Annotated in this window: 10 protein-coding genes; 8 read left to right on the top strand and 2 right to left on the bottom strand. The window is 68.4% G+C overall.

Annotation, left to right across the window (positions count from 1 at the left end):
* Positions 1–23 precede the first annotated feature (23 nt).
* The 6 genes from BKY59_RS14745 (at position 24) to BKY59_RS14720 (ending at position 8,044) form a co-directional block, all read left to right on the top strand.
* A complete protein-coding gene (locus tag BKY59_RS14745) occupies positions 24–3,578 on the top strand; it encodes a hydantoinase B/oxoprolinase family protein (protein WP_076072869.1) in 3,555 nt (1,184 codons plus the stop codon).
* Between the two features lie 127 nt (positions 3,579–3,705).
* Positions 3,706–4,350 (top strand): DUF969 domain-containing protein, encoded by a 645-nt coding sequence (locus tag BKY59_RS14740; protein ID WP_076072990.1) that lies wholly within the window; start codon positions 3,706–3,708, stop codon positions 4,348–4,350.
* Positions 4,351–4,657: 307 nt separating this feature from the next.
* The gene (locus BKY59_RS14735) at positions 4,658–5,587 is read left to right on the top strand and encodes a DUF979 domain-containing protein (protein WP_076072989.1); all 930 of its coding nucleotides are present in this window, start codon (positions 4,658–4,660) and stop codon (positions 5,585–5,587) included.
* A complete protein-coding gene (locus tag BKY59_RS14730; protein ID WP_076072867.1) occupies positions 5,584–6,588 on the top strand; it encodes a DUF2891 domain-containing protein in 1,005 nt (334 codons plus the stop codon). Before BKY59_RS14735 ends, BKY59_RS14730 begins: the two co-directional genes overlap by 4 nt.
* Before the next feature lie 107 nt (positions 6,589–6,695).
* Positions 6,696–7,178, top strand: a complete 483-nt coding sequence (locus tag BKY59_RS14725) for a hypothetical protein (protein ID WP_076072865.1) — start codon at positions 6,696–6,698, stop codon at positions 7,176–7,178.
* Positions 7,179–7,213: 35 nt separating this feature from the next.
* Positions 7,214–8,044: an alpha/beta fold hydrolase gene (locus BKY59_RS14720; protein ID WP_076072863.1), complete on the top strand. Its 831-nt coding sequence runs from the start codon at positions 7,214–7,216 to the stop codon at positions 8,042–8,044.
* A gap of 325 nt (positions 8,045–8,369) precedes the next feature.
* Here BKY59_RS14720 and BKY59_RS14715 read toward each other — a convergent pair whose 3' ends face one another.
* On the bottom strand, positions 8,370–10,067 hold the full coding sequence (locus BKY59_RS14715) for an amidohydrolase (protein ID WP_076072861.1): 1,698 nt from the start codon (positions 10,065–10,067) through the stop codon (positions 8,370–8,372).
* Between the two features lie 160 nt (positions 10,068–10,227).
* On the opposite strand from BKY59_RS14715, the gene BKY59_RS14710 reads away from it, so the two are divergent.
* A complete protein-coding gene (locus BKY59_RS14710; RefSeq protein ID WP_076072860.1) occupies positions 10,228–11,466 on the top strand; it encodes a threonine ammonia-lyase in 1,239 nt (412 codons plus the stop codon).
* 116 nt (positions 11,467–11,582) lie between these two features.
* On the top strand, positions 11,583–12,377 hold the full coding sequence (locus tag BKY59_RS14705; RefSeq protein ID WP_076072858.1) for an arginyltransferase: 795 nt from the start codon (positions 11,583–11,585) through the stop codon (positions 12,375–12,377).
* A gap of 478 nt (positions 12,378–12,855) precedes the next feature.
* Here the strand turns inward: BKY59_RS14705 and purC are convergent, their stop codons facing one another.
* Positions 12,856–13,635 (bottom strand): phosphoribosylaminoimidazolesuccinocarboxamide synthase, encoded by a 780-nt coding sequence (gene purC / locus BKY59_RS14700; RefSeq protein ID WP_076072988.1) that lies wholly within the window; start codon positions 13,633–13,635, stop codon positions 12,856–12,858.
* Between the last annotated feature and the right edge of the window lie 144 nt (positions 13,636–13,779).

The following is a 13,779-nucleotide window of genomic DNA, read 5'->3' as shown; positions in this document are numbered from 1 at the left end:
CGATGAAGGAAGTGGGTGCGGACATGATGTGGCGGTTCTGGGTCGATCGCGGGGGTACGTTCACCGACATCGTGGCGCGTGCGCCGGACGGGACGATTCGCACCGCCAAGCTGCTGTCGGCGGACCCGGAACGCTACGACGACGCGGCCGTGGCGGGCATCCGGCGGCTGACCGGCAGGGCGGAAGGGCCGTTGCCGCCGCTGGAACTGCGGATGGGGACGACGGTGGCGACCAACGCCCTGCTGGAACGCAAGGGCGCGCGCACGCTGCTGGCGATCACCGCAGGGTTCGGCGACGCGCTGCGGATCGGCAACCAGAACCGACCGGACATCTTCGCGCGCGACATCCGGTTGCCGGAGCCGCTCTACGACGGTGTCGTTGAGATCGGCGAGCGGGTGACGGGCGATGGCGTGGTGTTGCAGGCGCCGGATGCGGCAGCGGTGCGGGCGGACCTGGCGGCGGCGCATGACGCGGGGTTCCGGGCAATCGCGATCGTGCTGATGCACGGGCACCGGCATCGGGCGCATGAGGTGCTGGTGGCGGACATCGCGCGTGACGTCGGGTTCACGCAGATATCGGTCAGCCATGTCGTGGGACCGCTGGTCAAGCTGATCGGGCGCGGCGATACGACGGTGGCGGATGCGTATTTGTCGCCGGGGCTGGCGGCCTATGTCGATCATGTCCGCGCCGCGCTGGGTGCGGACGCGCAGACCTTGTTCATGCGGTCGAGCGGCGGGCTGGTCGACGGTGCGCTGTTCCATGGGCGCGACGCCATCCTGTCAGGGCCGGCGGGCGGGATCGTCGGAATGGCGCATACGGCGCAGGCGGCGGGCGTTCCGCACGTGATCGGGTTCGACATGGGCGGCACGTCGACCGACGTCTCGCATTATGCCGGTCGGTATGAGCGGACGAACGAGGCGGTGGTGGCCGGTGTCCGCATCCGCGCGCCGATGATGCGGATCCACACGGTCGCGGCGGGCGGCGGATCGATCTGTTCGGTCGAACGGGGTCGGTTCCGGGTCGGGCCGGAATCGGCAGGCGCGGTGCCGGGGCCGGCCTGTTACCGCCGCGGCGGGCCGTTGACGGTGACCGACTGCAACCTGTTGCTCGGGCGGATCCGTGCGGAGCATTTCCCCAGCCTGTTCGGGCCGGCGGGCGACCAGCCGCTGGACCGCGACGCGGTGGTCGAACGGCTCGCCGCGCTGGGGCTCGACATGCCGGCCAGCCAAGCGGCGGAGGGGTTCCTGGCCATCGCGGTCGCCAGCATGGCCAATGCGATCAAGACGATATCGACCGCCCGGGGGCATGACGTGACGCGCTACACGCTCGCCTGTTTCGGCGGGGCGGGCGGGCAGCATGCGTGCCTGGTGGCGGACGCGCTGGGCATGACCCGCGTGATGGTTCACCGTCATGCCAGCCTGCTGTCCGCCTATGGCATGGGGCTGGCGCGGCAATCGGCGGTGCGGGAACGGACGCTGGGCATCGCGCTGGATGCCGGGGCGGAGCCGGCGATCGCGGAGGCGGTGGCGGCGCTGGCGGACGCGGCACGCGCGGAACTGGCCGAGCAGGGCATTGCGAATGCCGTGATCGAGGGGAGCGCGCACCTGCGCCAGCCGGGCAGCGAGAGCGCGATCGAGGTGCCGCTGGGCGCCGTGGACATGATGGCGGCAGCCTATGCCGCGGCGTACCGAGCGCGGTTCGGCTATGCCAGCGACGCGATACCGGTGCTGGACATGCTGCGGATCGAGGCGATCGAGCCGGGTGACGGCGGGGACGATGCCGACTGGGTGACGGACGGCGTGGACGTTGCGGAGACCGCGACCGCCTGGCTGGACGGGGCGGCGCGCGACGTGGCGGTGCGACGCCGCGCGGCGCTGCCGGTGGGCACGGTGGTGGCCGGGCCGGCGCTGATCGTCGATGCGACCTCGACCGTGGTCGTCGATCCGGGCTGGGCGGCGCGGGTGGACGCGCTTGGCAACCTGATGCTGGACCGGGTGGACCGGGTGGCGGGCACGACGGTCGGGCCGGAACTGGACCCGGTGCGGCTGGAGATCTTCGACGGGCAGTATATGGCGATCGCCGAGGAGATGGGCGCGGCGTTGCAGCACAGCGCATCGTCGGTGAACATCCGCGAACGGCTCGATTTTTCCTGCGCGCTGTTCGATGCGGGCGGCAACCTGATCGCCAATGCGCCGCATATTCCGGTGCATCTGGGGTCGATGGGCGACAGCATCCGGACGATCATCGCCAACCGCGGGGCCGCCGTGGACGGGCGCGGGATCCGGCGGGGCGACGTCTATGCGCTGAACGCGCCCTATGCCGGCGGCACGCACCTGCCCGACCTGACCGTGGTGATGCCGGTGTTCGCCGATGGGTCCGATGCGCCGGACTTCTTCGTCGCGGCGCGCGGCCACCATGCCGATATCGGCGGGTCAAGCCCCGGATCGATGCCGCCGCGCAGCACGTCGGTGCTGGAGGAAGGCGTGCTGTTCGACGACGTGCTGGTGGTGGACGAAGGCATGTTCCGCGAGGCGGCGGTGCGGGCATTGCTGGGCGGGGGCGCGTATCCGGCGCGCGATCCGGACCGCAACATCGCGGACCTGCGGGCGCAGATCGCCGCCTGCGCGCGGGGGCAGGCGGGGCTGGATGCGCTGGTCGCGGCGTATGGGCTGGCGACGGTCGCGGCGTATATGGAGCATGTCCAGGCGAATGCCGATGCGGCGGTGAAGGCGCTGATCGCCGACCTGCCGGACGGGACGTTCGCCTATGAACTGGACGGTGGTGCGGTGGTGCGGGTGGCGGTAACGATCGACCGGGCGGCGCGGACCGCGACGGTGGATTTCACCGGCACGAGCGATCAGTTGCCGACCAATTTCAACGCGCCGCGATCGATCACGCGGGCGGCGGTGATGTATGTGTTCCGCACGCTGGTGGGCGGTACGATGCCGATGAACGACGGTTGCCTGCGCAGCGTGGACGTCATCATCCCGGACGGGTCGATGCTCAGCCCGCGCTATCCCGCCGCCGTGGTGGCGGGCAATGTCGAGACGAGTCAGGTGGTGACCGACGCGCTGTACGGGGCGCTGGGGCTGCTGGCGGCATCGCAGGGGACGATGAACAATTTCACGTTCGGCAACGCTACGCATCAATATTATGAGACGATCGCGGGCGGGGCGGGGGCGAGTGCCGCGGCCGGCGGAGCGAGTGCTGTGCAGACCCACATGACCAACAGCCGGCTGACCGACCCGGAAGTGTTCGAGGACCGGTTCCCGGTGCTGATCGAACGCTTCGCGATCCGGCGGGGATCGGGCGGCGCGGGCGCTAAGCGTGGCGGGGACGGCGTGGTGCGCCATGTCCGGTTCCGCGAGGGCATGACGGCGGGCATCCTGTCCAACCGTCGCCGCGTGCCGCCGTTCGGACTGGCCGGCGGGGCGGACGGGGCGGCGGGGATCAATCGGGTGCGGCGCACGGACGGTTCGGTCGAGACGCTGGGGTCGACCGCGCTGGTGGAAATGGCGGCGGGGGACGCGTTCCTTATCGAAACGCCGGGCGGCGGCGGGTTCGGGGTGGCCGAATGATGGGGTGGTGCGGACCGAGCGGCCGTTCCGCCCTGCTGCAACGAAGTTCGTTGCGCGCCTGTGATACCGACGCGGCCCGCCGGGGTACTGTCGTCGGTTCGGTTCGCGGCGTTGGGTGTGGCGTGTCGTGCTAGTCCTGTCGGGCATCGCGGTCGTCGCGCTGGGGTTCCTGCTGCGGTTCAATCCGTTGCTCGTGGTGGCGGTGGCCGCGCTGGTGACCGGACTGGCGGCGGGGCTGGAGCCGGTGGCGGTGCTGGCGGCGTTCGGCAAGGCTTTCAACGACACCCGCTACGTCACGATCATCTATGTCGTGCTGCCGGTGGTCGGCCTTCTGGAACGGTACGGGTTGCAGGAACGAGCGCGGGGGCTGGTGGCCGACATGCGCGGCGCGACCGTGGGACGGTTGCTGCTCGGCTACATGCTGTTCCGGCAGGGGACCGCCGCGCTGGGACTGACGTCGATCGCGGGACATCCGCAGACGGTGCGGCCGTTGGTCGCGCCGATGGCGGTCGCGGCGGCGGAGCGTCAGGGTTTCGACGTGGGCAGGCAGGAACGGGTGAAGGCGCTGGCCGCAGGCACCGACAATATCGGGCTGTTCTTCGGCGAGGATATCTTCATCGCGATCGGATCGATCCTGCTCATCAAGGGGACGATGGCGCAATATGGCTACGACCTCGCGCCGATCCAGCTGTCGCTCTGGGCGATCCCGACCGCAGTGGCCGCGTTGCTGGTGCATGGCGGGCGGTTGCTGTGGCTGGACCGCCGGGCGTGAGGGGCGGGGTTCTGAGGGACTTGGTGGCTGAATGCACACAGCTCCACCGTCATTCTGGCATTTGCCGGAATGATCGTCGTAACAGTGACGGCGTTGCCGGTGCGTGGTGCCCAGCTTTCGTACTTAATTTAGCGGGGGGCGGAAGCCTCAGCCTTCACCGTCATCCTGACCGACGTCAGGATCCATTATCACTTCGCCAAGGGCCAGCCGAGGCCGTAGGGATAATGGATCCCAGCGTCCGCTGGGATGACGGCCATTTGGTTGGTTTTTCTGGTAATGCCGGACAGTGTCGATCGGGCAGCTTCGCGTGATCGGGCTCGACTTCGTCTATGCGGTCGCGGGCGCGACGTTCGCGGCGTTTGCCTGGTTGTCGCTGGTGGATCGGAGCAATCCGCGGCGGTTCGGGACGGGGGCGTTCTACGGACTGATCGCGGTCAGTTTCTTCGGCGGCGACCGGTTGGGCGACATCGGCAACGGAGTGCTGGTGCTGGCCCTCGTCGCGCTGGGCGGGACCGGGGCGGTGGGGCGCGGGGCGACGGTGGCCGGGGGCGCGGACGGCGGGGCCGGGGCGGCGCGTCACGGCAACCGGTTGTTCCTGCCCGCGCTGATCGTGCCGGTGGTGGCGCTGGCGGGCACGCTGCTGAAACCCGCATGGATCGATCCGAAACAGGTCACTCTCGTCTCGCTGACCATCGGCGTGCTGATCGCGCTGGCGGCTTGTTATGCGTGGTTCCGGCCAGCCCCGCGTGCGCCGTTCGACGAAGGGCGGCGGTTGATGGACGGCGTCGGCTGGGCCGCGGTACTGCCGCAGATGCTGGCGGCGCTGGGCGCGGTATTCGCACTGGCGGGCGTCGGCGACGTGGTGGGCGGGCTGGCGGCCCGCGCGATTCCGGACGGCAACCTGTTCGTGGCGGTGCTGGTGTATGGGCTGGGCATGGCCGGGTTCACGATCGTGATGGGCAATGCGTTCGCGGCGTTCCCGGTGATGACGGCGGGGGTGGGCGTGCCGGTGCTGGTGCGGGGCATGGGCGGTGACCCGGCGCTGATCGCCGCGATAGGCATGCTGGCGGGCTTTTGCGGCACGTTGCTGACCCCGATGGCGGCGAATTTCAACCTGGTGCCGGCAGTGCTGCTCGACCTCGACCGGACCGCGGTGATCCGGGCGCAGGCGCCGACGGCGGTCGTGCTGCTGGCAGTCAATATCCTGCTAATCTATTTTCTGGGGTTCCGGACATGACGCTACTGACACCCGACCTTGCCGCGCGGTTCGCGGGCCTGACGCTGGGCCATGTCGGGCGACCGTGGCCGTACAAGCTGGACCAGGTGCTGACCGGGCCGGAGGACGTGGCGCTGCCGTCCGTGCTGCACCCGGCATTCCACGGCAGTTTTGACTGGCACAGCTGCGTCCATGGGTGGTGGCAGCTTATGCGGATCGCGCGGCTGTTCCATGACCTGCCCGAAACCGCCGCGATCCTGTCCCGCGCGGACGTGACATTGACCGCCGAGAAGCTGGGCGGTGAGCGGGCCTATCTCGACCGGCCGGGGACGAGCGGGTTCGAGCGGCCTTATGGCTGGGGCTGGGCGCTGGCGCTGCACCATGAGCTGGAGCGGCACGGTGAGCGGGGGGGCGAGCGACGCTGGGCGGAGGCGATGCGCCCGCTGGCCGAGGCGTTCGCGGCGTGGTTCATGGCGTATCTGCCCAAGCTGACCTATCCGGTGCGGACCGGGACGCATGGCAGCACGGCGTTCGCGCTGGTGCTGGCGCTGGAGTGGGCGGACGCGCGCGATCCGGCGCTTGCGGCGCTGATCCGGGCGCGGGCGATCGACTGGTTCGCGGGCGACCGGGGCGCACAGGCGTGGGAGCCGGGCGGCGACGATTTCCTGTCCGCGACGCTGGTGGAGGCGGTGCTGATGGCGCGCGTGCTGGGCGACGGATTCGGGCCGTGGTTCGCGGGGTTCCTGCCCGATGTGGACGCGGGGGCGCCGGCAACCTTGTTCCGGCCCGCGACCGTATCCGACCGCACCGATGGCAAGATCGCGCATCTCGACGGGCTGAACCTCAGCCGCGCCTGGTGCTGGTCCGTGCTGGCCGACGCCGCCGGGATGCCGGCGTTGCGTGACGTGGCGCAGGTGCATCTGGACGCTGCGCTTCCGCATGTCGCGGGCGATTATATGGGCGAGCACTGGCTGGCGACGTTCGCGCTGCTCGCGTTGGAGGCGGATACCGCGGCGTCCTAGCCGCGGGCGTAGGGCGCGGGAAGTTGCGGCTGGTCGTGAGGGGTTCGGCGACGATGAGCGGAGGCGGCATCTTAGAACAAGGGCAACGGACCGCGCAGGCGATATCCTTGAGGCCATCGACGAACCGGACATATCGTTCGATCACGCGGCTGCTCACGATGATCCATGAGTTGCACAAGGTGGGGTATCAGCGGATCCGCTTCTGTTCGGGCATGGCGCCGAGTGGACTGTACTGGCGCTGTTCCATCACGCATGTCGACGCGATGCTGTCCGACGGCATGGGGTTGGCGGAAGCGTGTCGGCCCGGTGAAGTGGCGCAATATTCGACGGGCGGGCTGGACCTCTATTCCGGCTGGACCGACGCGCCCGGGCGTTCCGCGCGTGAACTGGGCGTCATGTTCCTCGACCGGTTTCCGATCATCGCGGAGAAGGGACAGGGTCGCGATTGGGCGTATGCCGGGTGGCTGACCGAAGTTCTGGGATGGGCCGAACAAGATGATCGGCGCGGTTTTCCGGTCTGGTTTGCGGATTATCCTGTAGAAATCGCCGAGGCCGACCGGCCGCCGCCGATAGTGTCGTCGCTTGCGTAAAGCAGCTGTTGATCGATCAAGAACGGAGAATTCTGATGCGCTACATCGGTCTTGCGACTTTGCTTGTGCTGGGCGGGTGTGCCGCGGTCGTCGATCAGGGGTCGCTGTTTCCGCAAATGGCGCCGACCGGGCAGCCGCCGGCGCTGGTGCCGCCGCCGGGCTATACGCTGGACGAACGGATGCTGGAGCTGCCGGGGTTGGGGCAGGTGCATGCGGTGCGGATGACGCGGCCGGGATCGGTCGGTACGCTGCTCTACAGCGGCGGCAACGGATCGTTCGTGCGCAGTTCGGGCGCGCGGTTTGTGCGGCTGGCGGCGATCACAGGGGCCGATATCGTCGCCTACGACTATCCCGGACGCGGGGGGACGACGGTGCCGGCGACGGTCGATGCGCTGATCGCGATGGGGCCGGCGCTGCGTGCCGCGTTCGGGGCGGCGGGGTGGGTGAAACCGGGGCCGGTCTGGGCCTATGGTTTCTCGTTGGGCGGCGCGCCGGCGTCGAACATCGCGGCGGCGGGCGGGGTCACCGGGCTGGTGCTGGAGGCGACCGCGGCGGACATTCCCGCGGTGGGACGCAACATGGTGCCGGGCATGCTGCGGCCGTTCGTGCGGATCGAGGTGGCGGACGACCTGAAACGCTATGATTATCAGGGCTACGTCGTACGGGCGCGCGTGCCGGTGCTGCTGCTGGTCGGGCGCGACGACCGGACGGTGGATGCGAAGACCGTCACGCGGTTCCGCGATACGCTGACGGCAGCCGGAGTGGATGCGACGCTGGTGACGGTCCCGGGCGGGCATGGCGACGTGATCGCCGGGGAGGCCGGCGTGGCGGCGGTGCGTGGGTTCCTGGCGCGGACAGGGGGTTGAGTCGGGTGATTTGACCTGGAGCCGTTTGCGCGCCTTGGGACGGCTTGGAGCGTGATGGCGCAACGTTGATCTGCGACCGTGATCTGCTTCCCGATCCACCATCTACGCTCTGACCCGTTTGGTTCGAGCTTGTCGAGATCGTTGCGCGGAGTTCTCGACAGGCTCGAACCAAATGGGGTGGGGGGAGCGGTCCAGCCTGAACCGTTTTTTTCGTTGGGATGTGTTGGCTTCTGGCTTCGCTCGGGACGGGCGGTTCTTGGGTTGGGGACTCCAAGGGTGACGCTGTTGTGTCCAGGCCCCGGCCTGCGCCGGGGTACTTGCAGGGTTATTTGCGCAGGAACACCCGCTTGCCACCGATCCAGGTTTCCTGAACCTTCGTGGCGCGGATCTGCATCGGGGTGGCGGCGAAGGGGTCGGTGTCGACCAGGATGAAGTCCGCGAGGTGGCCGGGGGCAAGGCTGCCGAGCATGTTTTCGGTGAAGCTGGCATAGGCGGCACCGCTGGTGAAGGCTGCGAGCGCAGTGGGCAGGTCGACCTTCTGTTCGGGGTGCCAGCCGCCGGGGGGCTGGCCGGACGGGTCCTCGCGGCTGATCGCGGCGGCGATGCCGGCGAACGGATCGGGCGATTCGACCGGATAGTCGGAGCCGAACGCCAGTTTCGCGCCCGCATCGACCATCGATTTCCACGCATAGGCACCGGCCAGCCGCGCCTCGCCCAGCCGTGCCTCCGCCATGGTGCGGTCGCTCGTCTGGTGGACGGGTTGCATTGACGCGACGATGCCGTTCCGACCGAAGCGTTTCAGGTCGGCCGGATCGACGATCTGCGCATGTTCGATCCGCCAGCGGCGATCGCCCTTGTAGGTGAGCGCGACCTCCTCGATCGCATCGAGCGCCTGCGCGTTGGCGGCGTCGCCGATCGCGTGGATCGCGACCTGGAACCCGTCCATCGCGGCGCGGCTCATCAGGTTGCGCAGGCGGGTGTCGTCGAGGAACGGCAGGCCGCGCTGATTGGCCGCATCGGCATAGGGCCGTTTCAGCCAGGCCCCGCGGGAGCCGAGCGCCCCGTCGTCGTACAGCTTCACCCCGACCATCTTGAGATGCGTGTCGTACAGCCACGGCGTGGGCGCGGTGCCCGCGATCGACAACATGGGTTCGATCCCGCCGGCATAGGAGATCAGCCGGATGCGCAGCCGCCCGGCATCGCCCGCGCGGCGATAGGTGTTCCAGTCGTCCGGCGTGGTACCCATGTCGGCGGTGGCGACGATGCCGAACGCCAGCAGCTGGTCCTGCGCGCTGGCCAGCGCCACGTCGCGTTCGCGCGGCAGGGGTTGCGGGATCGCGCGTTCGAGCAGCGCCTGCGCCGCGTCGACCAGCACGCCGGTGGGGTTGCCCTTGGCATCGCGTTCGATCCGGCCGCCGGCGGGGTCCGGCGTCTTGGCGGTGATGCCGGCCGCGGCGAGCGCGGCGCTGTTGGCGAGCATTGCGTGGCCGTCGACGCGGGCAAGCGCCACCGGCCGGTCGCGGACGACGCCGTCGATGTCCGCCGCGGTCGGGAAGCGGCCAAGGCCCCAGCGTTCCTGGTTCCAGCCGCCGCCGCGGATCCAGATGGGCGTGGTGCGTTCACGGGCATAGTCCGCCAGTTTCGCCTTCGCATCGGCAAGCGACGTGGAGCCGGCAAGGTCGAGTTCGGTCGCGCGGAAGCCGAGTTCCATGACATGGCCGTGCGCGTCGATCAGGCCGGGGAGGAGCGTACGGCCCTTCGCGTCGAGCTTGAAATCAAGCCATTTTTCGCGCGTGTCGCCTGACTGGTAGAGTTTGGCGACACGGCCTGCCTTGTCGATCAGCATGCCGGTGAAGCGCTGGACCCGGCCGGTCTGGTCGATGGTGTAGCCGTTGATGTTGTCGATCAGCCCGCCGGCATTGGGCGGCGCGGGCAGGACGACCGCCTTGCGCCGCGCCTGCGCCGGGGCGGTGGCGAGGAGGATCGCCGCGGCGGCGAGGAGGGCGGTGCGGGTGGCGTGCATCGTGTGGTCTTAGAGTGCGGGGACGGGGTTTGCGAGTGGGCGCGACGCGGGGAAGTATTCTTAAGCGCGCCCCCTTGAAGGCGATGGGCTTTCTATTGTGCGTGGGTCTGGCATGGCGCGCGGGGTTCTCTATCGGGTCGCAGTCCGATACGGAGCCGGCATGACTACCGCCCCCGCATCCGCCGACCTTCCGGTCTCGATCGACGATATCCGCACAGCGCATGCCCGCATCAAGGATGCGATCGTGCGGACGCCGACGCTGCTCAGCCGGACATTGTCCGAACTGACCGGCACGACGGTGTATCTGAAGTTCGAGAATCTGCAGTTCACGGCGGCGTACAAGGAACGCGGAGCGCTCAACACGCTGTTGCAGATGACGGAGGTGCAGCGGCGCTGCGGCGTGATCGCAGCGTCGGCCGGCAACCATGCGCAGGGGCTGGCCTATCATGCGCGGCGGCTGGGCATTCCCGCCACGATCGTGATGCCGACCACGACGCCGATCGTGAAGGTGCAGCAGACCGAGAGCCATCACGCGCGGATCATCCTGTTCGGCGAGAATGTCGACGAGTCGCTGGCCCATGCGCGGGCGGTGGCGGCGACCGAGGGGCAGACGATCGTCCACCCGTTCGACGATGCCAAGATCATCGCGGGGCAGGGCACGACCGCGATCGAGATGCTGGAGGACGTGCCCGCGATCGACATGTTCGCGGTGCCGATCGGCGGCGGCGGGCTCATTTCCGGCATTGCCACGGTCGCCAAGGCGCAGGGTCGGCCGATCGAGGTCGTCGGGGTCGAGGCGGAACTCTATCCGTCGATGTACAACCGAATCAACGGCAAGCATCTGGAATGCGGCGGCGATACGCTGGCCGAGGGAATCGCGGTGAAGGAGCCCGGCGGGATCACCGCGCGGATCATCGCGGAACTGGTCGACGATATCGTGCTGGTGTCCGAACGCGACCTGGAACGCGCCGTGTCGCTGCTGTTGCAGATCGAGAAGACCGTGGTCGAGGGTGCGGGGGCGGCCGGGCTGGCGGCGCTGCTTGCCTATCCGGAGCGGTTCCGCGGGCGGACGGTGGGCATCGTGCTGTGCGGCGGCAACATCGACACGCGGCTGCTGGCCAACGTGCTGCTGCGCGATCTGGCGCGGTCGGGGCGGCTGGCGCGGCTGCGCATCCGGTTGAAGGACCGGCCGGGGCAGCTTTTCAACGTAGCGCGCGTGTTCGACGAACAGCAGGTCAACATCATCGAGGTGTATCACCAGCGCGTGTTCACGACGTTGCCGGCCAAGGGCCTCATCACCGACATCGAATGCGAGACGCGCGACCGGGCGCATCTCGAACGGTTGATGGCCGCGCTGCATCTCGCGGGGTATGAGGTGACGCCGGTGGAACTGGCCTGACCGGCGTTTCGGCGGGCAAATCGTCCCGACGTGGAACGGCGCCGCAGTGAACACTCTTTTCAGATGTGTGCCCTAACCCCATAGTCGAAGAAACCCGTCGAGAGGCTCCACCGCCGGTGAGTGCGCAATTCCGTTTTCCCCGGTTCTTCGTGACCACCCCGGCGCCGTGCCCGTACATACCGGGCCGGATCGAGCGGAAGGTGTTCACCGAGCTGTCGGGCGACCATGCGACCGAGATGAACGATGCGCTGGGCCGGATCGGGTTCCGCCGCAGCCAGGGGGTCGCATACCGGCCGTCCTGCGCCGACTGCACCGCGTGCATCTCCGTGCGGGTGGTGGCGAAGGAGTTTCGCCCGAACGCCAGCCAGCGCAAGCTGATCCGGCGGCATGCGGACCTGGACATCACGGCGTGCAAACCGTGGACGACGGAGGAACAGTTCGCGCTGCTGCGCCGCTACCTCGCCGCGCGGCACCCCGGCGGCGGGATGGCCGAGATGGACGAGCTGGATTTCGCCGACATGGTAGAGCAGACGCCGGTCGATACGCTGGTGGTGGAATATCGCGAGCCGGCGGTGGACGGGCGACCCGGGCGGCTGGTGGGCGCGTGCCTGACCGATCACCAGGCGGACGGGCTGTCGATGGTCTACAGCTTCTTCGAACCGGACGAGGACGTGCGGCAGGGGTTGGGGACGTTCATCATTCTGGACCACATCCTGCGCGCCGCGCGGTCCGACATGGACTATGTCTATCTCGGCTACTGGGTCGAGCAGAGCCCGCGGATGCAGTATAAGACCCGCTATCAACCGCTGGAACGGCTGGGGCCGGGCGGCTGGACGCGGATGGCGACGCCTGCGGCAGGCGTGGTCGGCGCAGCACCGGCGCGGGCCGATATGGTGGTTGCCGCGGAATAGGTGCGGCCGCTGGCTAGCTGGATGGGCTGTGGTTTGCGCGAGAGTGTTGCTGGCTACTTCCCGGGTGATTGATCGGGTGTCTCGTCGTGTCGATTGTCGTCCCGGCGCAGGCCGAGATCGCCCTGGGCTGGCGGTAAGTTCCATACCGGAGGGAGATCCCGGCGTCCGCCGGGATGATGGTTTGGAAGGAAGAGCCGACCGATATTGCCGTCATCCTGACGGACGTCAGGATCCATTATCATTCCGGTCGTGGGTATCCGTGACCGTAGTGATAATGGATCCCAGCGTCCGCTGGGATGACGGGGGAGGTGGGGTGCTGCGCCTTGTCTGCCTTTCCGGCGGAGGCCGGGATCGCCCCTGGGCTGGTGGTACGTTCTTGATTGCAGGAAGATCCGGGCCTGTGCCGGGATGACGGTTTGGGGCGGGAGTTGGTTTGGCACGCGTGCGCGCGCGGACGCTGCCGGTGCCCGCCCGTCCCTTACTTGTCGCGCTTCTTGCGGTGCTGTTCCATGTCCAGAACGGTCGTGTCGGCGCCTTCGGGGAGCAGGCCCAGGCGGCGGGCGATTTCCTGATAGGCTTCGACTTCGCCACCGAGGTCCTGGCGGAAACGGTCCTTGTCGAGCTTCTCGCCGGTGGCGATGTCCCACAGGCGGCAGCCGTCGGGGCTGATCTCGTCCGCCAGCAGGATGCGGGCGAAGTCGTTGTCCCAGATGCGGCCGAATTCCAGCTTGAAGTCGACCAGCCGGATGCCGATCCCGGCGAACAGGCCGCACAGAAAATCATTCACGCGGATCGCCATGTCGGCGATGTCGTGCATCTCCTCCTGGCTGGCCCAGCCGAAGCACGCGATATGTTCGTCCGCGACCATCGGATCGCCGAGTGCATCGTCCTTGTAGTAATATTCGATGATCGTGCGAGGGAGCTGCAGCCCTTCCTCGATCCCGAGGCGCTTGACGATCGAACCGGCCGCGACGTTGCGGACCACAACCTCGATCGGGATGATCTCGACCTGGCGGATCAGCTGTTCGCGCATGTTGAGGCGGCGGATGAAGTGGGTCGGCACGCCGATATTGCCGAGCATCGTGAAGATATGTTCGGAGATGCGGTTGTTCAGCACGCCCTTGCCGCTGATCGTGCCCTTCTTCTGCGCGTTGAAGGCGGTGGCGTCGTCCTTGAAATACTGGATCAACGTGCCCGGCTCGGGACCCTCGTACAGGATCTTGGCCTTGCCTTCGTAGATCTGGCGGCGGCGGGTCATCGGCGGCTCCGGCAGTTCGGACGGGTGTCCGTAGAAAGAGGACCGCCCCGGATGCGACATCGGTGGGATGCGCATCCGGGGCGGACGAGTCTCGGTCTTAGCGGAGGCGGGCGGGGGACGCAATTCGCGTGGCACCGCCCGTCG

Source organism: Sphingomonas montana, assembly GCF_001956315.1.
GTDB classification, from domain to species: Bacteria; Pseudomonadota; Alphaproteobacteria; order Sphingomonadales; family Sphingomonadaceae; genus Sphingomonas_R; species Sphingomonas_R montana.
This window is presented reverse-complemented; position numbering and strand designations above follow the sequence as displayed.